Consider the following 21,274-nt stretch of genomic DNA (forward strand, 5'->3'; position numbering starts at 1 on the left):
GTTCCCTTTCCAGGGTCGTGGGCCTCACGTGGAGAGCCCGGTGGCGATGCGCGCGGTGTTGACGCGCATCATGTCGAGATACGTCCCGGCCTCGCCGCCCGGGGGCGTGAGCGACTCGGTGACGAGCTCGACGACGTCGACGTCGCGGTCGGCCTCCTCGGCGAGCACCTGCACGAGGCGATCGGGCTGGGACGACTCGGCGAAGATGGCCGGCACGCCCGCCTCGTCGATCGCGGCGACGAGCTCGCGAAGGTCGCTCGCGCTCGGCGCGGCGAGGGTCGTGCCGCTCGGGATGACCGCGCCGATGACGCGGAACCCGAATCGGTCGGCGAGGTAGCCGAACACGTGGTGGTTGGTGACGAGCGCCCGGCGCGCTTCGGGGATGGCGGCGAACCTGGTCGACATCTCGCGGTCGAGCTCGTCGAGTTCGCGGAGGTAGGCCTCGGTGTTCGCCGTGATGCGGTCGACGTCGGCCCCGGCGCCGGCGGAGCCCGTGAGCTCTGCCTCGAGTTCGTCGCCGAGCGCCGTCACGACGTCGACCATGCGGGCGGGGTCGGTCCAGAAGTGCGAGTCGGGCGTGCCCGCGGCGTCGCCCTCGGCGTACGCGAGCACCTCGAGGTGGTCGCCGGCGAGGAACACCGGCACCCCGTCGGCCTCGGCCGACTCGACGTGATCCGCGAGTCCCTCCTCGAGGCCGAGGCCGTTGGCGACGATGAGCTCCGCATCGCGCAGTCGCGCCGCGGTCTGCGCGGAGATCTCGAACGAGTGCGGGTCGGCGCCGGGCGGCATGAGCACGAGGACCTCGGCTTCGTCGCCGACGAGCTCGCCGACGACGTCGCCGAGGATGTTCGTCGTGACGACGACCAGCGGGCGATCGGCCGCGGCCGACGGTGCGCATCCCGTGAGAAGCCCGGCGGTCGCGGCGACGGCGGCGAGCGCGACGAAGGCCGTTGCCGGCCGCCTCATCGGCCCGTCTCCACGGTGAAGCGCGGCTCGGCCGCGGCGTCGAAGGTGCGGGCGATGCGCGCGGCATCCGCGAAGTCGATCTCGTACAGCCGCCGCTCGGCGGGCCCGTTGAGGTAGGCCCGGTGCTGGTCGGCGATGAGTTCGATGCCGGCGACAAGCTCTGGGTCGGCGGCCGATGCGGCGACGAGCGGCTCGGTCGCGGCGAGCATCTCGCCCGTCGCGCCCGAAAGCACGAGCACGCGCCCGTCGGCGGCGAGGGCGAGCACGTGCTCGTCGGTGTCGTCGACGGCGCTGGCCTGGACGATGGGCGTGCCCGCGTCGACGAGCGCCCAGCTGCGCTTGCGCGTGTCGAGCAACCAGATCCCGGATGCCCCGGCGACGGCGGCGACCGTCGGCCGGCCCTCTCGAGCCCGGAACTCCGTGGCAGGCGGGGCGCCCGCATCGGCGGGATACGGGATGCGCTCGAGCTCGATCACCCCGGCGTCGCCGATCGTCGCGAGGAGTGCGCCGTCGCGGCATCCGACGACCACTCCGACGACGGTCGCGATCGTGCCGGCGGCACCCGCGCACTCGACCGCCTCGCCAAGCCGACCCTCGCCGTCGACGACCCGCACTCTCGTAGGCGAGCCGTCGGCGCCGGGCTCGGTCACGAGCGCGCTGCTGCCCACGGGCACGATGAACCCGTCATGCGGTTCGACCGAGACGCGCACGCGCTCGTCGAGGCCGGCATCTGCCAGCGTCGCGGCATCGAGCACGATGGCCTCGCCCGTCTCGGCGAAGAACAGCCCGGCACCGGCGTCGTTCGCCGCGACGGTCGCGCGGCCGCTGCCCTCGACGTCGCCGAGCATGGATGCCTCGCCGCGGTAGTAGTGGAAGTGGTCGACGTGGCTCCACGTCCACACGCCGCTGTCGACGACGGTGACGGCGCCCGCGTCGGGGCGCACGAGGTAGGCGTACCGACCCTCGGTCGCGACATCCGCGACGCCGTCGACGGTGCCGAGCTCGCCGACGGACTCGTCGAGGAGATCGAGGTGCGAGAGAGTGCCGGTCTCGTCGAGCGAGAGCAGGTGCAGTTGCGGCTCGGGCAGTTCCTGGGCGCCGGCGATGGTGCCATGGCCGTCGCCGAGGGCCGAGTCGTCACCCGCGGCATCCGGCGGGCCGGATGCCGCGGCGCCGCTCGTGCCCTCGCCGGCACACGCGGTGAGCGTGAGCGCGACGGCGATGGCCGTAATCGACGGCAGGGTGGTGCGAGAGAACACGGGATCCTTTCAGTGGTGCTGGGAGGTCAGGCGGAGGCGGTCGCGCGGATCGCCGTCGTGCCGGCGGGCCCGGCCGGGCCGCGACTGCCCGACCGCGAGGCGTCGACGATGGCGCGGATGCCCGCGGACACGGCCGCCGAGATCACGGCGGTGAGGGCGACGCTCGCGCCGGCCGCGGTGCCCGCGTACCAGGAGATGAGGAGGCCGACCCAGACGCTCGCCGCGCCGATCGCGGCGCCGAGGGCCATGGTGGTCGGGATGCGGTGGGTCCATCGTCCGGCGGCGACGGCCGGGCCGAGCAGCATGCCGACGACGAGAAGCGACCCGACGGCCTGATACGCCGAGATCACGGCGAGCGCCACGAGCCCCACGAGCACCGCGTGCGCGAGGCGCGGCCGGAGGCCGAGCAGCTGGGCCTGCCTGGAGTCGACGGCGAGGGCCACGAACGCGCGATGCCACGCGAGCGCCGCGAGCGCGGTGACGATCGTGGCGATGGCGAGCGCAGCGAGCTGTTCCGGCCGCACGGCCAGAATGTCGCCGAAGAGGATCGCCGTGGCATCCGTCGCGAAGGTGCGCGACCCCGAGATGATGACGACACCGAGCGCGAGGCTCGCGACGAAGAGCAGGCCGATGCTCGTGTCGGCCGAGAGCCGCCACCTGCGCTGCACGACACTCACGCCGACCGACATGAGCGCAGCGCTCACCGCGGCGCCGACGAGCGTGGGCGCCCCGATGAGCGATGCGACGGCCACGCCGGGCAGCACGCCATGCGCCATCGCCTCGCCGAGGAACGCCATACCTCGCGCCACGACCCAGGTGCCGACGATGGCGCACATGACGGCGACGAGGATGCCGCCGGCGAGCGCGCGCAGCATGAACGCCGTTGCGAAGGGGTCGAGGAGCAGGGTCACGAGACGCCACCGTAGCATTAATTGAGAACGATTATCATTTGCTATCGTGACGAGCGTGCCCACCACGCCCGCTGCCCCTCCCTGCCCCGATCGCACGGGTCATCCCGTCGCATCACCCGTCGTGCGGGCCTTAGGCGTGCACGTCGACCTCGGCGGCCGGCCGGTGCTGCGCGGTGTCGACCTCGTGGCGCGCTCGGGCGAAGTTACGGCGATCGTCGGCCCCAACGGTGCCGGCAAGTCGACCCTGCTCTCGGTGCTCGCCGGCCTCGTGCAACCGCACGCCGGCACCGTCGAGCATGCGGATGCCGCATCGATCGCGTTCGTGCCGCAGCGCTCAGCACTGTCCGACCGCCTGCCGATCACGGTCGGCGAGCTCGTGGCGATGGGCCGCTGGCAGCACACCGGGTTCTGGCGGCCGCTGTCCCGGGCCGACCGAGCGATCGTCGCCGACGCGCTCGACACGGTCGGCATGACCGAGCTGCGCCGCCGACCCGTTGCAGAGTTGTCGGGTGGCCAGCGACAGCGAGCCCTCATCGCGCAGGGTCTCGCCCAGCAGGCGCGACTCCTGCTGCTGGACGAGCCGATGTCGGCGCTCGACACATCCGCCCGCGAGGCCGTCGCCGACGCGATCTCGCGCGCGACCGCCGCCGGCACCGCGGTCGTCGCCGTGACCCACGACCTCGACGCGCTCCCCGCTGCGGCGTCGATCGTTCGACTCGCGCCGCCGGAGGGCGATCGCTGACCTACGAGTCGGGGGTGTCGACCTCTGCCGGGCGCACCGGCTGCCGCAGGATCGTGCGGAGCTTCTCGGGCGAGGTGCGGCGCGGGTCGCTGAGGTAGATCTCGTGGTGATCGCCGTTGAACGTGAGGCCGTGCGCGGGCATCCATTCATCGTGGAGGCGTTCGAGCGTCGCCGTCTCGTCGTCGTATGACCCGAGGTGGAGGATCTGCACCGCCGTGCCCTCGTGTATCCGCTCCAGCCGGAGTCGATCGAGCGCCGGCCGAGGAGCCTTCGCGTTCGCCGCGATCGCCTCGCCGACGTGCTCTTCGCTGATCCAGTCGGGCTGGGAGATGAGCATCGTCCAGCTCCACGCGCTCTTGTCGCGGGTGATGAAGACGTCGGGATCATCGGCCCGCCACAGCCCCTCGAGCGGGGCGACCACGAAGTCGCGTCCGAACTCCCGCTTGCTGCGGAACTTCACGGCGTAGGCCACGCTGTACAGGGCGACCACGGCGTCGGCGTAGTCCTGCGCCGAGTTCGGATCGCCGTGGCCGTCGATGGCGAGGTATCGCATCGGCGGCACGTCGACCATGGCGAACTCGCGCGCCGACGGCGAGTAGAGCTCGCGGTGCGCGCGCTTCACGTCGTACTTCTCGTCGGTCACGCGGGCGACATCCGCTCTCCGTTCATCGTTCATGGCTCGAACCTACGACGGCATGCGGACGGAAGTCGTCCTCGAGGCGGAATGCAACCCCCGCGACATCGGTGAATCAAACTCGTAGCCTGTGTGCATGAGCGACCAGAACAGTGCCTCGGGCTCATCGGGCAAGGTCCCAGACGACACGGAACAAGCGGTGGAGACGACCGACAACACGCTCGGTTCGCGCGGGCCAGACACCGATGAACCCGCCAGCAAGGATCCCTCCGAGTGGGTCAGCGGCGACGAGCCGATGACCGCGGCCCAGCGGAGCTACCTCGACACGCTGGGGCGTGAAGCCGGCGAAGAGGTGCCGGCTCACCAAGGCGCAGGCATCCGTAGAGATCGAGCGGCTGCAGCGATTGACGGGGCGCGGCACGGCGTCGCCGCAGTGAGCGCGCGATAGGTCGACGGCTGCGTGGCAGTGTGGCGACCGAGGGCACGCGTGCGTCAGTCGAGGATCAACGGCGGAAGGATGCCTTCGTCGAGCGGTACCTCCCAGGTCTGGCTGCCGGGCGGCAGGCCCAGCGCCGCAACCTCTTCAGGGGAGAGCTGTCGATAGGGCTCTTCGGGGGACCACTGCCACGTGTAGTCGTCCCAGTTCAAGGGCCGCATGCCGGACGTCACTCGCGGATCGCTCGATTCCTCCCGATCCGCGGCCTGCCGCGCCGCTTCGGCGGCTTGCTGCTCTGCGAGCACAGCCGCGGCATGCGACGCCTCAAGTGCAGCCGCGGCCGCGATCCAGCGCTCCACGGCGCCCGCCTCCGCCGCGACCACCGCATCGCGCGCGGCGGTGAGGCTCGCGACCGCTTCCGCAGCAGCCTTCGGGTTCGCCGCGATCAGCTCATCGGTATGGCGCGTGACCTCGTCGACGAATGACGCCACCGCCGAGCGCGCGGACGCGCACTCCTGTTCGGTGCGCCGCGCCTTCGACGCCAGCGCGGCGACCTCGGTCTCAGCATCCGTCTGGGCTCGGCGGAGCACGACCAGCGCCGCATCGAGCGCGTCGACGCCCGCGTCGGCGGGCACCCGGGTCGGCACTTCGGGGTCGTACGCGGGCACCAACGCAGCAACCGCTGCCCGCCGCACGACGGTCGACGCCCGATCGAGCGACGCGGTCGTGAAGCGCGCACCGCTGTCGGCGACGGGAGCCAGTTGCGCGGAGGTCTCCGCCACGCACACGGCCGCGGCGAAGTGCGACCCCACGATGCCCCGCCCGGTTTCGAAGGTGGCCGCGATCGACGCAGTGACCCGATCGATGTCGGCATTGCGGCTGGCGCGCGTCTCAGCGTCGACGACCGCCCCGTAACCGGCACTCGCGGCACCGGCCAGCAGAGCGGATGCCGCGACCGTCGCGATCAGCACCCGCGGGTGCCGTCGGAGGCGATTGAACGTCGCGGCCAGAGTCACATCGCGAAGTCTATGGCTCGGCAGACCGCGTCACAGGCGATCGGATCACCCCACAACGGGGCTCACTCTCGTCACCCGCGAGGCCCGCCCGGTCGCCGATGTCACCGACGCAGATCGTCGGGCTCGACGAGGCGCGCGGGGTCCCACGGCTCCGACCAGCCGAGCTCGTCGAACATGCGAGCGAGCACCAGGGCGGTGATGCCCCAGACGATCCGGCCGTCGACCGTGAAGGCCGGCGAGCGATAGGTGGTCGCGCCGAAGGTGTGCTCCGTGTTGGCCCGATTCGCCGGGTGGAGCAGGTCGGCGACGGGCACGCGGAACACGTCGACGGACTCGTCATGGTCGACGGCTGCGACCTCGGAGGGGCGCGTCCACCACGCCGGCACCGGCGTGACGAGGTGGTTGCTCACGGGAACCGGCAACGCGGGCAACGTGCCGAGCGGCTCTACGCCGTCGGGGTCGACGCCGGTCTCCTCGCCGGCCTCGCGTATTGCGGCCGAGATCGGTCCGTCATCGGATGCCTCGAGCCGGCCACCCGGGAACGCGATCTGTCCGGCGTGGCTGCCGAGCGTCGCCGCGCGGCGGAGCAGCAGCACGTCGAGATCACTCGCGAGCGCACCGCCGGATCTGGCGGGCACGGAATCGAGCACGCCGAACAACACGAGCACCGCGGCCGGGCGCGCGCGCGCGGCATCCGTCTGCCCTCGTGACGTGCCGGGGTACCACTCGAGGCCGCGCTCGCAGAGGGCGGCGAGCTCTGCGCGAGCATCACTGGTCGTGGCGGGCATGGCTCCACCCTACGGACACTCGGCGGCGCGAACCGAGTGTCAGCTCGCCGGGTCGAGACGCACTTCGACGACGGCGGGCACCTGCTCGCGGTAGTCGCCGTACCGTGCCCAGTCGAGGCGGACCTGCAGCACCACGACGGTTCCGTCGCGCAGCGACTGGGCGAACTCGGGGAACGTCTCGACGTAGGCGGCACTGCACCGCTCGAGTTCCTCAGACTGTGGGAAGTCGGCGACTCCCTGGCACTGCAGCGTCGTGCCATCCGCTCCCCCGACGACGACCGCGATGCGCGGATCTCGGCGAAGGTTCGCGACCTTGCGCGAGTCGGGCTTGGCGTCGAACACGAACTCGCCACGGTCGGTCACAGCGATGGTGACGAATGCCGCCTGCGGGCCGCCGTCGGAGCCGAGCGTCGAGATCACGCCGGATCGTTGCCGGCGAACGTACTCGATCATCTCGCGCTGCTCCATCGGCACAGCCTACTGATGCGTCAGAGAGCCGAACCTGCGCCGTGAGGAGACGACTCGAGCTCCAGCGTCATGAAGACGCTGTTCGGGTCGAGCCCGTAGTCGGCGAATGGGCCGCACTCGCGGAATCCGTACTTCGCGTAGAGGGTGCGGGCGGGGCGGAAGAAGTCCTGCGATCCCGTCTCGAGGCTGAGCCGCCGGTACCCGCGGCGAGCGGCCTCGGCGAGCACGTGCTCGAGCAGGCGCGCGCCGAGCCCGCGGCCGCGTGCCGCGGCATCCGTGCGCATCGATTTCAGCTCGCCATGAGTCGGGTCGATCTCCTTCAGGGCGACGCAGCCGAGGATGACGTCGCCGTCGGCGATCGTCCAGAAGGTCACCTCGGGCACCGTCAGCCCCGACACGTCGAGTGCGTGCACGCTCTCGGCGGGCGACGTCGCGAACATGTCGGTCAGATGGTCTTCGAGCAGGCGGATGACTCGTTCGTCGGCGAGGTCGCCGGGTTGGATGTCGGTCGTAGTCGTCACCCGACCATCTTCGCTGCCGTTTGCCGACGCACCCAAATCGTTGCGAAGGCGGGGCGACTGGCCTGTTCGCGCCGACGCGCAAGCCGTTCCTCGAGGCGGCGTCGATGGCTACCCTGAAAGGAGACAGATTCGGGGCCCGGCATGACGGAACCCATCTTTTACATCGACCGCTCAGACATCCGCCAGGGCAAGCTCGCGGAGGTCGAGGATGCGTTGCGCGATCTGGCCGCGTTCGTCGAGGAGCGCGAGCCGCAGCTGATCGCGTACCACTTCTACATCGACGAGTCCGAGTCCACGATGACCACGGTGGCCGTCCATCCTGATTCGGCGTCGATGGAACTCCACATGGAGCTCGGCGGGGCCAAGTTCCGCGCGTTCGGTCCGCTCATCCGCATGCGATCCATCGACGTCTTCGGCCGGCCGAGCCAGGCAGTCGTGGACCAGGTGCGGCAGAAGGCCGAGATGCTCGGCGGAGGCACCGTCACGTTTCACAGCCTGCAGGCAGGATTCAGCCGATTGGAGCCCCTCGCGTGACAGCGCGTCGCCCGCGACATGACGAACGCCCGGCCGTCAAGAATTGGGGCCGGGCGTTCGGGCGTCAGGTGGTCTCGATACGCGTCGCCTCCGGCGGCGCTACTCGACCACCGAGGTCACGGATGCGGGCTCCCACGCAAACCCGTCGGGGTCGATGAACGACTCGGCGCCGCTGTTGATGAGCAGTCGGTGCGATCCCGTGCCCTCGGGAGCGACGCCGGCGTCCTTGGCGAGGGCGCGGCGCTTGTAGAGCCCCAGACCGACTGGGCTCGACGGCATGGAGAAGTCGACGTAGCTGCCGAAGCTCTTCCCGACGGTGAGGCCGCGGTCGACGTGGAACCGCTTGCTCGCGCCCACGTCTTCGGCACCGAGTAGGAGCACGACCTGGTCAACCTGCCGGGTGGCGGGACCGGTGTCCTTCTTCGCCGACGTCGCGACCTTCCAGATCGTGCCGTCGGGGGCCTGCACGACGCCGCCGTAGCCCCACAAGGACTTCTCGACCGGCTTGAGCGTGGTGGCGCCGGCGGCGACCGCCGAGTCGATCAGGCTGCTCACGGTCGAGGGCTGCGCCACGATGAGCGACAGGGTGAATCCGCGGAAGCCCGTGGTCGGGGCATCCGAGGCCCGCAGGCGCAGCAGATCGCCCAACCCGAAGGCGGCGTTGTAGAAGCGTTCGGCGGCCGCAGTGTCGGCCACCTCGAGAGTGATGGAGTCGATGGAGTTCATACCGATGACGCTATTCGGGCGCTCTCGGCGGCGCTTCTTAGAAACTGATCGATTGCGTCGGATGCCTCGCCGATCGATGTCGGTGGGTAGTGAGACACTCTCACTATGGAGGTCATCGAATTGCGGCAGACTCGACAGCTGGCGGTCGGCGACACGCTCGTGAACGCGTTCGGCCGGGCGTACGAGGTCACGAAGGTCTCGCCCGTCGGCCGAGGCATCCGCGTGCAGTACGTCACCGCCGACGGCGTGGTGGGCCGCTTCACGGCCGCGCCAGATGCGGTCAGCCGCGTGCGCGTCGACCCGGTTTCTCGGGCTGCGTGAGGCTGGGGCGCGTTCGCGAGGTGGTCTCGATACGCGTCGCCTTCGGCGGCGCTACTCGACCACCGAGCTTACGACGCTGGCGCCCACACGAAGCCGTCGGGGTCGGTGAACGACTCGGCGCCGCTGTTGATGATCAGCCGATGCGATCCGCTGCCCTCGGGAGCGACGCCGGCAACCTTGGCAAGCGCGCGGCGCTTGTAGAGGTTCAGGCCGACCGGATTCGACGGCTTGGTGAAGTCGACGTAGCTGCCGACGCTCTTCGCGACGGTGAGGCCGCGGTCGATGTAGAACCGCTTGCTCGCGCCCACGTCCTCGGCGCCGAGCAGGACCACGATCTCGTCGACCTGCCGGGTAACCGGACCGGTGTCCTTCTTCGCCGACGACGCGACCGTCCAGATCGCCCCGTCCGGGGCTTGCACGACGCCCCCGTAACCCCACAAGGACTTCTCGGCCGGCTTCAGCGTGGTGGCACCGGCGTCGACAGCCGCGCCGATCAGACCATTGACGTTCGAAGGCTGCGCCGTGATGAGCGACAGGGTGAACCCGCGGAAGCCCGTGGTCGGGGCATCCGTGGCTCGGAGACGCAGGAGATCGCCCAGCCCGAAGGCGGCGTCGTAGAAGCGTTCGGCGGCCGCAGTGTCGGCCACCTCGAGCGTGATGGAGTCGATTGCGTTCATACGGTCACGCTATTCCGCCTGCTCGATCGCGTCACTCTCGGAGGGGAAGCTGCTCACCGTTCGTCTGGCACGTCGGGCAGTATTGGGCGGTCGTGCTTGCGAACGAGAAGTCGCGGATCGTGTCGCCGCACACCGGGCACGTCTCCCCCGCCCTGCCGTGCACGCGCATGGCCGCGACTTTGACGGCCTTCAGCTGATCGATCGGGATGCCTCGGCGCCCTTCGATCGCTGACGTGATGGTGCCGACCGTCGTGTCGAAGAGGCGGTCGAGTTCGGCCTCGGTCAGGGCTGCGGCGTGCGCAACGGGCGAGATCTTCGCCGTGTGGAGGATCTCGTCGGAGTACGCATTGCCGATGCCGGCGAGCGACTCCTGCTCCTGCAGCACGGCCTTGACCTGCTTGCGCCGACCCACGACGGCGCGGTCGAAGTCCGCCCTCGAGAAGGCCGGATCGGCCGGGTCGGGTCCGAGCTTGGCGACGGCCTGCACCTCGGCTGGATCGTCGACCACCGACAGGCCGAGCGACACCCAGCCACCGGCATCCGTGAACTCGAGCGCGCTGCCGTCGTCGAACTCGATGGTGACGAGCGCAGGCGCGGGACCGGCATCGGCGTCGTCGGCCCCGGTCACGGGCGCGTCGAAGCCGACCGCGTCGTCGCCATCGCGCCAACGCGCCCAGCCGTGTCGGCCGAGCGACACCACGAGGTGGGCCTCTCCGAACACGAGGTCGACGAGCTTGCCGTGGCGCGTCGCTCCGGTCACGCGTTCGCCGACGAGCGACGACGGCGGCCTTGCCCGGGTCTTCGTCACGCGGAACTCGAGGACATCGACGTCGGTGATCGCACGGCCCGCTAGGCGCGCGCGGAGTTCCTCGACGAGCGCATCGACCTCGGGCGACTCCGGCATGACGCCCAGCTTCGCAGAACGGACGGTCGTCGGAAAGAGGGCCAAGCGAACCGCATCGCGACCGGCGACCTCACCGGACAGGTCGCCCAGGTCCTCCGCAACACCGCCCTCGGCCTCGCCGGCGCCGGTGCCACCTTCGCCGATGTCGTGCGCTTGCGCTTCTTCTTGACCCAGTCAGCGCCAGAGAAGATCGGCGATTTCATGGCCGGCATCGAGCTCGTCGCAGACGAGCTGGGGCTGCCGCAGCCGCTGCCTCCTGTGTCGGTCATCGGCGTCGACTTCCTCTTCGAGCCCGATGTTCTTGTCGAACTCGAGGCGTACGCCGTCCTGGACTGATCGAGCCGCTGATTGCGGCGGCGCGCTGAGGCCCAGCCCTGCGTGCCCGATGAATTCGAAGTGTCAGGATCGGAAATCGCGACGGCGCCCTCAGCGCCGGCCGCTACCCCGCGGATCTGGCCGCCCGGCTCTGCTCCTCCACAAGCGGCGCACTGACCAGCAATTCGAGCGGCATGATGGCGGCACCGAGCGCCACGGTGTCCCCGCCGAACGTGCACGGCAGCAGGGTGAACTGCGCACCCGGCTGCCGGAGCGCAGCGGCGCGAGTGGCATCCTCGATGCGTGTGGCAAGCTTCGGCATCAGACGCATTCCAACCCAGCCGCCGACGATCACGCGTTCAGGGTTGTAGAGATTCACGAGTCCGCCGAGCGCCAACCCCAGGGTGGCAACGGTCTCGTCGACCACGCTGACCGCCGCCGCGTCGCCGGCCTCATTCGCCTCGAGCAGCTCACCGATCGCACCCCAACCGCTGCCCTCGAACGTGCCGCCGAGCTTCGACCACCGGTCGAGGATGGCTTGCGCGCCGAGGAACGCCTCGACGCACCCGCGGCGTCCGCAGCGGCACACCGGCCCGTCCGGATCGAGCGAGACGTGACCCCACTCGGCGGCGCTGCTGGCACGCCCCCGGTAGACCTCGCCGTTCACGATCACACCGAGCCCAACCCCTCGGCCGAGCAGCGCCACGAGCGCATGGTCGACGCCCGCAGCTGCGCCGAACCATTGTTCGGCCTTCGCCTGGGTCTTGGCACCGTTCTCGGCGAGCAGCGGCAGGTCATGGGTGAGCAGCGGTCGCACTGGTACGGGCGGCCAGCCGAGGCTTTCGGCGTAGAGCGTCTGCTCGCCCGAGGCATCCGTCTCCACAATGCCTGGCAAGCCCAGCCCAACGCCAACGACCCGCGACCATCGCGCCGCGTTGCGCAACCGCAACGCCTCGACGGCGTCGCTCAGGTCGTTTCCGATCGCATCAGGCGATTCCTCCATGCGGCCGCCGCGGAACTCGCGGTCGATGCGCTTCATGCTGAGATCGAAGAGCTCGACGGCGACGCCGCGTTCCCCCACGTCGGCGCCGATCAGGTAGGCGCCGTCGGCCACCGGCTCGAGCAATGACGTCGGCCGCCCGCCCTGCGAGGCGAGCAGGCCTGTCTCGGCGACGAGGCCTTCGGCGATGAGATCGCCGACGATGTTGGTCGCAGACGCCGGCGAGAGCCCGCACGCGGCGGCGAGCTCCGCACGCGTGCTGCTGCCCTCGGTGATGAGATGCGTGAGCGCCACAGCACGATTCTGGGTGCGCAAAGATCTCACCGTGGGCGACTGCCGGCCCCGACGCCGCTCGCCGTCAGGCACTGTGGGCGCGCTCATGATCGTCCAAGGCTACCAACGGGTATCCGGCGCCTTCCGCGACCAGCCAAGCGAGTGTTGTCGCGGTTCGAGCGGTCGCGCGGATGCCGCCGGCGACGTTCGCGAGATCCGCGGGCGCCTCCTCGAGGTCGGGGTCGAGCGGGCAGTAGTCCGCGGCATCCGTGGACGCATCGACGTCGAACTGTACCCAGTCACCCGCAGCCAGATCGACGACGATCCGCTCGTCCCGATGGAAGGGCTGCCCCGCACGGTGTTCGAACGGGTTCTCGGGGTGCGGTTCGTCGGTCGCGAACCGGAGGGCCACGGTGTCGTCGAGCCGCAGATTCGGCACCCGCGGGTCCCCGGCCGAGGCGTACGAGCGCCCGGCACCGTCGAAGCCGTACGCCCAAGCCGGGATGACCGACGGGCGGATGCCGGTGACGGCTCGAACGACCTCGGGCCGTAGCGCGCACCGCTCGACCTCGATCGCGTCGAGCAGTGCATGGAACACCTCGACTGCCTCGCCGCGCGACAGCGCGGCCGGCCCCGCCGCGCTCGAGACGACGTCGGCCCACCCATCGGGCGCGACGACCGATGCGGGCGACGTGAGGGTGTCGATCTTCTTCCAGGGCCAGAGGTTCCACCCGATGCCGTGAGCCTCGAACAGGCGGAACGCAGCGAAGAGCCATTCGAGGTTGTGCTCGCCGCCCTCCCCCATATAGATCGGCAGGCCGAGGCGCTCGCGCGCCTCGAGGAACGGCGCGATGCTCGCGACATCCGTCGGCGACCAGTACTTGTGGAACTGCAGCACCGAGTTCTCATCCCACACCTCGGTGAAGATGCTCCAGTTGGTGGCCCAATGCGAACCCTCGTACATGAGCAGGTGGTGCGGGTCGATCTCGCGAATGGCGGCGGTGAGGTCACGGTAGAGCTCTCCGAGCTCCGCTGCGAACCCGTGCTGCCACTCGTTCGGCAGCGGCTCGTTCAGCAGGTCGTAGCCGAGCACGACGGGCTCGTCGCGGTAGCGGCGGGCGAGTTCCCGCCAGAGCTCGAGGGTGAGCTCGCGGTAGGTCTCATCCATGAAGAGCTCGGGCCGGTTGTTCGGGGAATCGTCGATGTTCGTGCCGGTCTGCCCGCCGGGTGCGCCGTGCAGGTCGAGCAGCACCCAGAGCCGGTGCTCGCGGCACCACTCGATGAGTCGATCGATGAGCGCGTAGCCGGCTTCGAGGGGTCGACCCGCCGAGTCCTGCACGACCCTGGAGTTGATCGGCAGCCGCACGTGGTCGAACCCGAATGCGGCGATCGCGACGATATCGCGCTCGGTGATGAAGCGGTCGCGGAAACCCTGCCAGAAGCTCGCGGCCTCGTCGGGGCCGGCCAGCCGCTCGACGAGCGCCTCGATCTCTCGCGGCGATTCCGCGCCCGTTCCGAAGTGCCACATGTACCCCTCGGGCAGCAGCCAGTTCCCGAGTCCGACGCCCCTGAGCAGGAGCGGTCGACCCGAGCCATCGACGATCTGCGTGCCCGAGCGGCGGACGAAGCCGTCGAAGTTCGCGGGACGAGGCGCGAACCCGAGGTCGTCGATGGATGGAGTGAGGTGCGGCACGGATGCTCCTTGCTGGGTCATTTGGGTCACTCGGGTCATTCGGGTCACTTGAGTCCGGAGAGGGCGAAGCCCTGCACGACGTAGCGCTGGAAGATGATGAAGACGATGAGGATCGGCACGACCTGCACGGATGCCGCGGCCATCTGCAGTGACGGGTTCACCGCGAGCTGCTGGTTCAGCAGCGCCAACCCGACCGAGAGGGTGTACAGGTTCTGGTCGCTCGCGATGATGAGCGGCCAGAGGAAGCTGTTCCATCCGGCGATGAACGTCAGCACCGCCTGCACGGCCAGGATCGGCTTGGAGATCGGCAGCACGATCATCAGGAAGATACGCAGTTCCCCGGCGCCGTCGATGCGAGCGGCCTCGAGGAGTTCGGTGGGGATGGTCGCCATGAACTGGCGGAACAGGAAGATGCCGAAGCCGCTCACGAGTGTCGGCAGGGCGATGCCGACCAGCGTGTTCGTCAGCCGGAACCCGTTGAGGATCAAGTAGGTGGGGATCATCGTGACCTGCACCGGGATCATCATCGTCGCGATCACGAGGAAGAAGAGCCCGCCCTTACCGCGGAAGTCGTACTTCGCGAACGCATACCCGGCCATCGCCATGAACAGCAGGCCGATACCGCCGATCGCGACGACGATGAGCGTGTTCGCCAGGTACCGGCCGAATTCGAGCTCGGTGAACAGCCGGGCGTAGTACTCGAACGTGGGCTCCTGGGCGACCAGCCGCGGTGGATGGTCGATCGACTCGCTCTGCGGTTTCACCGAGGAGAGGAGCATCCACACGAACGGGAACGCGGTGATGAGCGCGCCGACGGCGAGCGCGGCGCCGACGAGCGTCGTGAGCGTGCGACCGCGAGTGCGGCCGGGTCGGGTCGGCCGAAGGGGCGGCGGCTGCGGCATCCGTCGCGCGCCGGTTGCGAGGTCGGGAGCGGGCAACACGGCCGGTCGAAGATCAGTACTCGACATCGGGTCTCCTCAGCTTCAATTGGAGCACGGTCACGAGGGCGATGACGACGAAGAGCACGACCGAACCGGCGCTCGCATAGCCGAATTGATTGAGCCGGAATCCCTCCTTGTAGAGGAAGATCGACATCGACGTCGTCGCTCCGAGTGGGCCGCCGTCGGTGAGCACGAACGGCTCGTCGAAGAACTGCAGCCAGGCGATCATGGTGGTGACCGTCACGAAGAAGATGGCGAACCGCAACAGCGGGATCACGATCGACCTCGTCGTGCGCCACGAGCTCGCGCCGTCGAGCGCCGCCGCCTCGGTGTATTCCTTCGGCACTCCTTGGAGCGCCGCGAGGAAGATGATGATGTTCAGTCCGGTGCCGCGCCAGATGGCGACGAACGCGACCGAGAACTTCGCGAGCAGCGGGTCGGAGAGCCACTGCACCGGCGGCATGCCCACCAGCGAGAGCAGCCAGTTGAAGAGGCCGAACTGGGTGTTGTAGAGATAGCCCCACACGAGGGCGATGGCGACGATGCCCGTGATCGCGGGGATGAAGTAGAACGAGCGGAGCGCCCGGTAGAAGCGGCTATTGCTGCGGGCGAGCAGCAGCGCAACGGCGAGTGAGACGAGCACCACGGACGGCACGCCGATCAGCACGAAGAAGGCAGTGTTGCCGAAGGCCTGCCAGAAGTCGGGATCGGTGAAGAGTCGCTGGTAATTGTCGACGCCGGCGAACTCGACGTTGCCCCAGTTCGCGAGCCCCGAGATGTCCATGTCGGTGAAGCTCACGACCAGCGCCACGGCGAGCGGCAGCACGCCGAAGGCGATGAGCAGCAGCATGGCGGGGGTGACGAAGACGTAGGGGGTGACCTTCGTGGTCGCGGTGCTCATGTGCCTCCTCTCGATTGAGTGCGAGTGGGTGATGGCGCCGCCGCCGCCAGCGACGCGGGCCGCGGCGGCGCCATCGACCCCTAGTTGATGGAGATCTCGGCCGTCTTGTCGAAGAGCGCCTGCAGCGCGGTGTCGCGGTCCTCCCCGTTCAGGGCGATCGAGTTGAGGGCGGTCAGCAGGTCGGCGCCGACTCCGCCGTCCCAGTTCGGCACGAGCGGAAGGATGCGTGCGTCGCCGAGCTGATCGGCGTACACCTGCACGAGCGGGTCGCTCAGGAACTCCTCGTCGGCGAGCGCGTCGACATTCGTCGGCAGTTCGCCGTTGATGGCGTACCACTCGAGTTGCGTCTCGGGCTCGGAGAGGTACTCGAGAAGGTCGAGCGAGTCGTCGACTCGAGTGGAGTTGTGCCACACGGCGAGGTTCGATCCGGCGAACAACGACGCCGCTGAGGCGGAGCCCTCGGGCGCCATGCTCACGTTCCACTTGCCCTCGAGTTCGGGCGCGCTGTCGGCGATCGACTTGGAGAGGTACGGGCCGCTGATGAGCATCGGTGCGACGCCCGAGATGAAGCCCTGAGTCTGATCGAAGTCGCCGTTGGTCGGCACGCTGCCGTCGGCGTAGAGGCCGGTGTACAGGTCGACCGCCTCGTTGAACTCGGGGGTGTCGAAGTCGACGTTGCCGTCGGCATCGATGATGTCGCCGCCGTTCGACCACGTCATCACGACCGGTAGTGGGCTGTCCCACTGGGGGATGTAGTAGCCGTACTGGCCTTCACCGCGACCGGCGAGCGTCTTCGCGTCGGCACGCAGCTCCTCCCAGGTCGCCGGCGGCGCGTCGATGCCGTTCTCGGCGAGGATGTCGGTGCGGGTGAACAGCACGCGGGTGTCGCTCACCCACGGCACGCTCACGATCTCGCCGGCGACCGCTGAGGCTTCGCCCGCGATGCCTGCGGCGAAGTTCTCGGCCGCGAGCTCCGGGTGGTCGTCGAGGTGGTCGTCGAGCGCGAGCAGTGCTCCCGCATCGGCGAAGGTGCGCAGCTTCGAGAGGCCGACCTGCAGCACGTCGGGACCCGATCCGGATGCCACGGCGGTCGTCAGCCGCTCGTCGATGCCGTCCCACGGAATGGCGACGACCTCGACCTCGGTGCCGGACTCCTCGACCCACGGCGCGACGAGTTGTTCGAAGTTCGCCCCCGAGTCGCCCATGATCCAGACGGTGAGCGGGCCGTCGTCGGCGGTCGCGCCGCCGCCCGACGTGCATCCGCTGACGGCCAGCCCGAGGGCCGCGACCGTCGCGGCCGCGATGGCGGCCTTGGCGTAGCTCTTCATTGAGGTACCTCTTCCTTTGGTTCAGTGTGATGTGCGGGTGGTGCATGGGCGAGCAACGGCTCGCCCGGATCTAGGCGGTGATGCGGGCAGGCTGCAGCTGCGACATCCGCTCGGCGATGAGGCGCTGATACCAGTGGGCGCTGAGCTTCGGGATGCGACGCTGTGTGGCGTAGTCGACGAAGACGAGTCCGAATCGCTTGCCGTAGCCCTCGGCCCACTCGAAGTTGTCGAGGAACGACCAGGCGTAGTAGCCGCGCACGTCGACGCCACGTTCGACCGCGGTGGTCACGGCTTCGAGGTATCCGCGCAGGTACTCGACCCGCGCCAGGTCGACCACGTCGCCGGCGGGGTCGAGGTAGTCGTGAAAGCTCGCACCGTTCTCGGTCACGTGGATCGGTAACGCGGTGAACTCGCGGGCAACACGCACGAGCACCTCGGTGAGCGACTCGGGGATCACGGACCAGCCGAACGACGTGGTCGCGGGCTCGGCGGGTCGTTCGCCGAGACGCAGCGGACCGCCTTCGTCATCGTGCCAGGCGATGACGCGCTGATAGTGGTTGACGCCGGCGAAGTCGGTCGGCGCACCGATCACGTCGAGGTCTCCGGCTCGAACTACGGAGATGAGCGCGTCGCCGAGCACCGACCGGACCTGGGCGGAGTAGTCGCCGAGGTACACGGGGTCGAGGAACACCCGGTTGCTCGCGGCGTCGAGTCGGGCGGCCGCCGCGATGTCCGCCGGCCCATCCGTGCGCGGCCGGATGTCGGTCACGATGTTCGCGATGCCGACGAGCGCTTCGGGCGCGGCATCCCGGATCGCGGCGACCGCGAGCCCGTGGGCGAGGTTCAGGTGATGCGCGGCCGCGACGGCCTCCGCCCAGTTGCGTCGCCCGGGTGCGTGGGCGCCGGTGTGGTAGCCGAGGAAGGCCGAGCACCACGGTTCGTTCAGCGTGATCCAGTCGTCGACGAGGTCGCCGAGCGCCGCCACGGTGCGTGCGGCATACTCGGCGAAGCGCTCGGCGGTCGCGCGGACCGGCCATCCGCCGGCGTCTTCCAAGGGCTGCGGCAGGTCCCAGTGGTAGAGCGTGACGAGCGGCCGGATGCCTCGCTCCCGGGCCCCCTCGAGCAGCGCACGGTAGAACTCGACGGCCTCGCCGTTGAGCGGCCCGAATCCGCTCTGCTGGAGACGCGACCACGACACCGACAGGCGGTAGTCGCGCACGCCGACATCGACCATGAGGTCGAGGTCGGCCGGCCACCGGTGATAGTGATCGCAGGCGACGTCGCCGTTGTCGCCGTTCGCTGTCAGGCCTGGCGTGTGCGAGAACGTGTCCCAGATGCTCGGGCCGCGACCGCCTTCGTGTGCAGCGCCCTCGATCTGGTACGCGGCCGTCGAAAGCCCGAATCGGAAGTCGGCGGGAAGGGCGGCGAGTCGCTCGGGCGCGATGCTCGGGCTCTCGGCCAAGCGCGTGCGCTGGCGGGGCGAGATGTTCGACATTGAACCGCTTTCGGCTGGGTTGCGGAGTTATTTCACGGCTTAGTCTAACGCGTGATCGAAAAACGTCAAGCGAATCGCCCGGCTCCACCAAGACCCCGTGCACGGACGCACGTTTGCCGAAACAGCAAGCGGACGTGCCATCCGCGGATCGGGTCCGTACGCTCATGGAGCAGCGGAAGGAAGCACTCGATGAGTCGACACGAACACGAGCCCACCGAGGCTGAGGCGGCAGAGATGTTCGAGCCGCCGAGCTGGGAGGAGCGGTACTCCGGCGAGCAGAAGGTCTGGAGCGGGAACCCGAATCCGCAGCTCGTCGCCGAGGCGTCGGCACTGACTCCGGGCACGGCGCTCGACGTCGGCTGCGGTGAGGGCGGCGACGTGATCTGGCTGGCCCAGCAGCGGTGGAGGGTGACCGGCGCCGACTTCTCGGCCAACGGTCTCGCCCGTGCTGCCCGGCATGCCGACGAGGCCGGCGTCGCCGACCGCACCGACTGGTGGCAGGTCGACGCCCGCACCTTCGCTGCCGACGGCCGGTCGTACGATCTCGTCACCACGCACTTCCTGCATCCACCCGACGGAGGGATGGTCGACGTGACTCGCCGGCTGTCGCAGGCCGTTGCGCCCGGCGGGCATCTCCTGGTGGTCGGGCATGCGCCGTCGGGAGTGTTCACGCACCTGACGACGAGCCATCGCAACGCGATGTTCCTCGCCGAAGATTTGCTGCCCGCCCTCCCCGACGACTTCGAGGCGCTCGTGGTCGAGCAGCGTCCGCGAACGATGGTGCGCGACGGAATGACGGTCGATGTGCACGACGCCACCCTGCTCGCGCGCCGTGCGCTGAGGTGACTTACCTCCTCACGCTCGGCAGTTTCCGGCGTCGGGTGGATACGCGTCGCGTTCGGCGGCGCTACTCGACCACCGGGAGGCCGGCGAGGAGGTCCACAATCTCGGCAGCCACTTCTTTCGGTGCTGCCCACTGCAGGTCGTGCGGACCCTCGATCACCACCTGCCGGGAGTCTGGTGAGAGTCCGAGCCAGTAGGCCTGATTCTCTGCGCCGCCCGGATCCGCCTGCGTGGCGCTGATGATGAGCACCGGGAACTCGCCGATGGGCATCGGGTACGCGTCTTGCTGCGTCGAAGCCGGCACGACGTCGAAGTGCTCCGGGTTGCCCTCCCAGGTGAAACCCTCTTCCGCCTGCCAGTCCGCCATTTCCGCCGGGTCGTCGTGGTAGGCCTCGATCGACACGAGGGCCGCGACCCGGTCGGGATGCGCAAACGCGTATGCGATCGCGACGTTGCCCCCGCCGGACTGACCTCCAATCACGTAGGGAGGTTCCAGCTCGAGAGCGCCGAGCACTCCGTCGAGCACGCTCGCAATGTCATCCCAGGTGCGGCCGCGATCCGGAGGCTCGCTGCTCCCGCCACCGGTGCCGAGGCGATTGTACGTACAGACCATCGTGACCTCGGCGATCGGTGCGATGAACGCCGCCGGCCACGCCCCCGTGCCAGGTGAGTCGGACCCGGCTTCCAGGATGACGGCCGGACTGCCGTCGCCGGTGCACCGATACGCCACCGTCATTCCGTCGAACTCCACCTCACCGACCCTGGCGGTTGCGCTCGGCGCCGCTGTCGGCGACCGCTGGGACTCAGGCGCGCGAGACGCGTCAGCACCGCATCCGGTCAGGGCGAGCCCTGCAGCGACGATGCCTCCCAGAATCGCGAATCGTCGACGATGCTGCACACCGGTACGGATGTCACGCCCCATGACCACACCCTCGTTCGACGAGAAACGCTGCCACTATGACGTGAGGGTAGCTCACTTCTGTGGGCAACCGCAGGCCCTCTTCCGGGGCACACGTTCGGGGTCGGGTGGTCTCGATGCGCGTCGCCTTCGGCGGCGCTACTCGACCGTGCGACCGCAGGGATACCGGGTTCCTCTCGCGCCGCCGTGCCGGTAAGGAGCATGCTGAAGCCATGAATGACCGCGAGGAGTTTCTGACCTGGGTGCACACGTCGCTCGCCCGGGCCGAACGAGCCATGTTCAACGGCGACGACGGCCCGCGACGCGCGATCTGGTCGCACGACGAGCCCGTGAGCGTGCTCGGCGCCTGGCGTAACGCGACGAACCGCAGCGAGCTCGTGGAGGCGTTCGAGGTGCTCGCGTCGAGCTTCTCGAACTGCACCGACTACTCGCTCGAGCTGATCTCGTTCGACGTGCGCGGCGACATGGCGTACACGGTCGGGTACGAGCGCGTCGTGACGTCGATGGACGGCACGCCGCGGACCTTCACCCTGCGCGCCACCCAGGTCTACCGCCGCGAGGACGGCGAGTGGCGGGTCGTCCACCGGCACGCCGACGCGATCTCGTCGAAATGACGTAGGCCCGGCCCTCGTGATGAGGGCCGGGTCTTCGGGGGTGGGTAGC

24 protein-coding genes and 1 pseudogene are annotated in these 21,274 nt (G+C 69.4%); 7 read left to right on the top strand and 18 right to left on the bottom strand.

Annotated elements, in window-relative coordinates; genetic code table 11:
• Nucleotides 1-24: 24 nt before the first annotated feature.
• From aztC to aztB, 3 genes are read right to left on the bottom strand one after another with little or no spacing between them, the layout of a single operon-like run.
• Nucleotides 25-966 carry a zinc ABC transporter substrate-binding protein AztC gene (gene aztC / locus J7E25_RS08830; RefSeq protein WP_214869760.1) on the bottom strand — a complete coding sequence of 314 codons (942 nt, stop codon included), beginning with the start codon at nt 964-966 and terminating at the stop codon, nt 25-27.
• Nucleotides 963-2,225, bottom strand: coding sequence for an ABC transporter (locus J7E25_RS08835; protein ID WP_214869761.1), 1,263 nt, complete (start codon nt 2,223-2,225; stop codon nt 963-965). The genes aztC and J7E25_RS08835 overlap by 4 nt, the downstream gene beginning before the upstream one ends.
• Before the next feature lie 26 nt (nt 2,226-2,251).
• A complete protein-coding gene (gene aztB, locus J7E25_RS08840) occupies nt 2,252-3,136 on the bottom strand; it encodes a zinc ABC transporter permease AztB (protein ID WP_214869762.1) in 885 nt (294 codons plus the stop codon).
• A gap of 55 nt (nt 3,137-3,191) precedes the next feature.
• Here aztB and aztA point away from each other — a divergent pair, with 55 nt between their 5' ends.
• Nucleotides 3,192-3,878 (top strand): zinc ABC transporter ATP-binding protein AztA, encoded by a 687-nt coding sequence (gene aztA, locus J7E25_RS08845; protein ID WP_214869763.1) that lies wholly within the window; start codon nt 3,192-3,194, stop codon nt 3,876-3,878.
• 1 nt (nt 3,879) lies between these two features.
• Here the strand turns inward: aztA and J7E25_RS08850 are convergent, their stop codons facing one another.
• Nucleotides 3,880-4,554, bottom strand: a complete 675-nt coding sequence (locus J7E25_RS08850) for a GyrI-like domain-containing protein (protein ID WP_214869764.1) — start codon at nt 4,552-4,554, stop codon at nt 3,880-3,882.
• Nucleotides 4,555-4,648: 94 nt separating this feature from the next.
• On the opposite strand from J7E25_RS08850, the pseudogene J7E25_RS17855 reads away from it, so the two are divergent.
• Nucleotides 4,649-4,949: pseudogene (locus tag J7E25_RS17855) on the top strand (DUF3072 domain-containing protein).
• 55 nt (nt 4,950-5,004) lie between these two features.
• Here J7E25_RS17855 and J7E25_RS08860 read toward each other — a convergent pair.
• The 4 genes from J7E25_RS08860 to J7E25_RS08875 all read right to left on the bottom strand — a co-directional run bounded on the left by J7E25_RS08860 (nt 5,005) and on the right by J7E25_RS08875 (nt 7,741).
• Nucleotides 5,005-5,964: a hypothetical protein gene (locus J7E25_RS08860; RefSeq protein WP_214869765.1), complete on the bottom strand. Its 960-nt coding sequence runs from the start codon at nt 5,962-5,964 to the stop codon at nt 5,005-5,007.
• A gap of 101 nt (nt 5,965-6,065) precedes the next feature.
• Nucleotides 6,066-6,752 carry a CoA pyrophosphatase gene (locus J7E25_RS08865; protein WP_214869766.1) on the bottom strand — a complete coding sequence of 229 codons (687 nt, stop codon included), beginning with the start codon at nt 6,750-6,752 and terminating at the stop codon, nt 6,066-6,068.
• A 39-nt stretch (nt 6,753-6,791) separates the two neighbouring features.
• On the bottom strand, nt 6,792-7,220 hold the full coding sequence (locus tag J7E25_RS08870; protein ID WP_214869767.1) for a pyridoxamine 5'-phosphate oxidase family protein: 429 nt from the start codon (nt 7,218-7,220) through the stop codon (nt 6,792-6,794).
• Nucleotides 7,221-7,240: 20 nt separating this feature from the next.
• Nucleotides 7,241-7,741: a GNAT family N-acetyltransferase gene (locus J7E25_RS08875; protein ID WP_308164457.1), complete on the bottom strand. Its 501-nt coding sequence runs from the start codon at nt 7,739-7,741 to the stop codon at nt 7,241-7,243.
• Nucleotides 7,742-7,882: 141 nt separating this feature from the next.
• Here J7E25_RS08875 and J7E25_RS08880 point away from each other — a divergent pair, with 141 nt between their 5' ends.
• Complete coding sequence (locus J7E25_RS08880; protein WP_214869768.1) at nt 7,883-8,275, top strand: hypothetical protein; 393 nt, start codon at nt 7,883-7,885, stop codon at nt 8,273-8,275.
• Between the two features lie 99 nt (nt 8,276-8,374).
• On the opposite strand, the gene J7E25_RS08885 is transcribed toward J7E25_RS08880, so the two are convergent.
• Complete coding sequence (locus J7E25_RS08885) at nt 8,375-9,001, bottom strand: glyoxalase (protein ID WP_214869769.1); 627 nt, start codon at nt 8,999-9,001, stop codon at nt 8,375-8,377.
• Nucleotides 9,002-9,106: 105 nt separating this feature from the next.
• On the opposite strand from J7E25_RS08885, the gene J7E25_RS08890 reads away from it, so the two are divergent.
• On the top strand, nt 9,107-9,322 hold the full coding sequence (locus J7E25_RS08890) for a hypothetical protein (RefSeq protein WP_214869770.1): 216 nt from the start codon (nt 9,107-9,109) through the stop codon (nt 9,320-9,322).
• Nucleotides 9,323-9,390: 68 nt separating this feature from the next.
• Here the strand turns inward: J7E25_RS08890 and J7E25_RS08895 are convergent, their stop codons facing one another.
• Together J7E25_RS08895 and J7E25_RS08900 are read right to left on the bottom strand one after the other, a co-directional pair.
• Nucleotides 9,391-9,999 carry a glyoxalase gene (locus J7E25_RS08895; RefSeq protein ID WP_214869771.1) on the bottom strand — a complete coding sequence of 203 codons (609 nt, stop codon included), beginning with the start codon at nt 9,997-9,999 and terminating at the stop codon, nt 9,391-9,393.
• Between the two features lie 31 nt (nt 10,000-10,030).
• Nucleotides 10,031-10,903, bottom strand: coding sequence for a DNA-formamidopyrimidine glycosylase family protein (locus J7E25_RS08900; protein WP_214869772.1), 873 nt, complete (start codon nt 10,901-10,903; stop codon nt 10,031-10,033).
• 54 nt (nt 10,904-10,957) lie between these two features.
• Here J7E25_RS08900 and J7E25_RS08905 point away from each other — a divergent pair, with 54 nt between their 5' ends.
• Complete coding sequence (locus tag J7E25_RS08905; protein ID WP_308164490.1) at nt 10,958-11,239, top strand: RidA family protein; 282 nt, start codon at nt 10,958-10,960, stop codon at nt 11,237-11,239.
• A gap of 103 nt (nt 11,240-11,342) precedes the next feature.
• Here the strand turns inward: J7E25_RS08905 and J7E25_RS08910 are convergent, their stop codons facing one another.
• The 6 genes from J7E25_RS08910 to J7E25_RS08935 form a co-directional block, all read right to left on the bottom strand.
• Entirely contained in the window at nt 11,343-12,512 is a 1,170-nt protein-coding gene (locus tag J7E25_RS08910; protein ID WP_308164458.1) for an ROK family transcriptional regulator, read from the bottom strand.
• Between the two features lie 64 nt (nt 12,513-12,576).
• The gene (locus J7E25_RS08915; RefSeq protein WP_214869774.1) at nt 12,577-14,205 is read right to left on the bottom strand and encodes a glycoside hydrolase family 5 protein; all 1,629 of its coding nucleotides are present in this window, start codon (nt 14,203-14,205) and stop codon (nt 12,577-12,579) included.
• 23 nt (nt 14,206-14,228) lie between these two features.
• On the bottom strand, nt 14,229-15,152 hold the full coding sequence (locus tag J7E25_RS08920; RefSeq protein WP_251038895.1) for a carbohydrate ABC transporter permease: 924 nt from the start codon (nt 15,150-15,152) through the stop codon (nt 14,229-14,231).
• Entirely contained in the window at nt 15,139-16,026 is an 888-nt protein-coding gene (locus J7E25_RS08925; RefSeq protein WP_214869775.1) for a carbohydrate ABC transporter permease, read from the bottom strand. The genes J7E25_RS08920 and J7E25_RS08925 overlap by 14 nt, the downstream gene beginning before the upstream one ends.
• Before the next feature lie 80 nt (nt 16,027-16,106).
• Nucleotides 16,107-17,354 (bottom strand): extracellular solute-binding protein, encoded by a 1,248-nt coding sequence (locus J7E25_RS08930; RefSeq protein ID WP_214869776.1) that lies wholly within the window; start codon nt 17,352-17,354, stop codon nt 16,107-16,109.
• A gap of 70 nt (nt 17,355-17,424) precedes the next feature.
• The gene (locus tag J7E25_RS08935; protein ID WP_214869777.1) at nt 17,425-18,849 is read right to left on the bottom strand and encodes a GH1 family beta-glucosidase; all 1,425 of its coding nucleotides are present in this window, start codon (nt 18,847-18,849) and stop codon (nt 17,425-17,427) included.
• A gap of 189 nt (nt 18,850-19,038) precedes the next feature.
• On the opposite strand from J7E25_RS08935, the gene J7E25_RS08940 reads away from it, so the two are divergent.
• Entirely contained in the window at nt 19,039-19,695 is a 657-nt protein-coding gene (locus J7E25_RS08940) for a bifunctional 2-polyprenyl-6-hydroxyphenol methylase/3-demethylubiquinol 3-O-methyltransferase UbiG (protein WP_214869778.1), read from the top strand.
• A 61-nt stretch (nt 19,696-19,756) separates the two neighbouring features.
• Here J7E25_RS08940 and J7E25_RS08945 read toward each other — a convergent pair whose 3' ends face one another.
• Nucleotides 19,757-20,443 carry an alpha/beta fold hydrolase gene (locus tag J7E25_RS08945; RefSeq protein WP_214869779.1) on the bottom strand — a complete coding sequence of 229 codons (687 nt, stop codon included), beginning with the start codon at nt 20,441-20,443 and terminating at the stop codon, nt 19,757-19,759.
• Between the two features lie 380 nt (nt 20,444-20,823).
• Between J7E25_RS08945 and J7E25_RS08950 the strand changes: the two genes are divergently transcribed.
• Nucleotides 20,824-21,225, top strand: coding sequence for a DUF4440 domain-containing protein (locus tag J7E25_RS08950; protein ID WP_214869780.1), 402 nt, complete (start codon nt 20,824-20,826; stop codon nt 21,223-21,225).
• Nucleotides 21,226-21,274: the final 49 nt, after the last annotated feature.

Origin of the sequence: Agromyces sp. ISL-38 (genome assembly GCF_018613935.1) — a bacterium.
In the GTDB taxonomy this organism is placed as follows: Bacteria; Actinomycetota; Actinomycetes; order Actinomycetales; family Microbacteriaceae; genus Agromyces.

What these genes read in the sequence shown, in the direction of transcription:
- J7E25_RS08930 (WP_214869776.1), bottom strand. Translation starts at nt 17,354, where the DNA reads ATGAAGAGCTACGCCAAGGCCGCCATCGCGGCCGCGACGGTCGCGGCC.
- J7E25_RS08900 (WP_214869772.1), bottom strand. Translation starts at nt 10,903, where the DNA reads ATGCCGGAGTCGCCCGAGGTCGATGCGCTCGTCGAGGAACTCCGCGCG.
- J7E25_RS08925 (WP_214869775.1), bottom strand. Translation starts at nt 16,026, where the DNA reads ATGAGCACCGCGACCACGAAGGTCACCCCCTACGTCTTCGTCACCCCC.
- J7E25_RS08915 (WP_214869774.1), bottom strand. Translation starts at nt 14,205, where the DNA reads ATGACCCAGCAAGGAGCATCCGTGCCGCACCTCACTCCATCCATCGAC.
- J7E25_RS08940 (WP_214869778.1), top strand. Translation starts at nt 19,039, where the DNA reads ATGAGTCGACACGAACACGAGCCCACCGAGGCTGAGGCGGCAGAGATG.
- J7E25_RS08890 (WP_214869770.1), top strand. Translation starts at nt 9,107, where the DNA reads ATGGAGGTCATCGAATTGCGGCAGACTCGACAGCTGGCGGTCGGCGAC.
- J7E25_RS08880 (WP_214869768.1), top strand. Translation starts at nt 7,883, where the DNA reads ATGACGGAACCCATCTTTTACATCGACCGCTCAGACATCCGCCAGGGC.
- J7E25_RS08870 (WP_214869767.1), bottom strand. Translation starts at nt 7,220, where the DNA reads ATGGAGCAGCGCGAGATGATCGAGTACGTTCGCCGGCAACGATCCGGC.
- J7E25_RS08850 (WP_214869764.1), bottom strand. Translation starts at nt 4,554, where the DNA reads ATGAACGATGAACGGAGAGCGGATGTCGCCCGCGTGACCGACGAGAAG.
- J7E25_RS08950 (WP_214869780.1), top strand. Translation starts at nt 20,824, where the DNA reads ATGAATGACCGCGAGGAGTTTCTGACCTGGGTGCACACGTCGCTCGCC.
- J7E25_RS08920 (WP_251038895.1), bottom strand. Translation starts at nt 15,152, where the DNA reads ATGTCGAGTACTGATCTTCGACCGGCCGTGTTGCCCGCTCCCGACCTC.
- J7E25_RS08935 (WP_214869777.1), bottom strand. Translation starts at nt 18,849, where the DNA reads ATGTCGAACATCTCGCCCCGCCAGCGCACGCGCTTGGCCGAGAGCCCG.
- J7E25_RS08885 (WP_214869769.1), bottom strand. Translation starts at nt 9,001, where the DNA reads ATGAACTCCATCGACTCCATCACTCTCGAGGTGGCCGACACTGCGGCC.
- aztC (WP_214869760.1), bottom strand. Translation starts at nt 966, where the DNA reads ATGAGGCGGCCGGCAACGGCCTTCGTCGCGCTCGCCGCCGTCGCCGCG.
- J7E25_RS08895 (WP_214869771.1), bottom strand. Translation starts at nt 9,999, where the DNA reads ATGAACGCAATCGACTCCATCACGCTCGAGGTGGCCGACACTGCGGCC.
- J7E25_RS08865 (WP_214869766.1), bottom strand. Translation starts at nt 6,752, where the DNA reads ATGCCCGCCACGACCAGTGATGCTCGCGCAGAGCTCGCCGCCCTCTGC.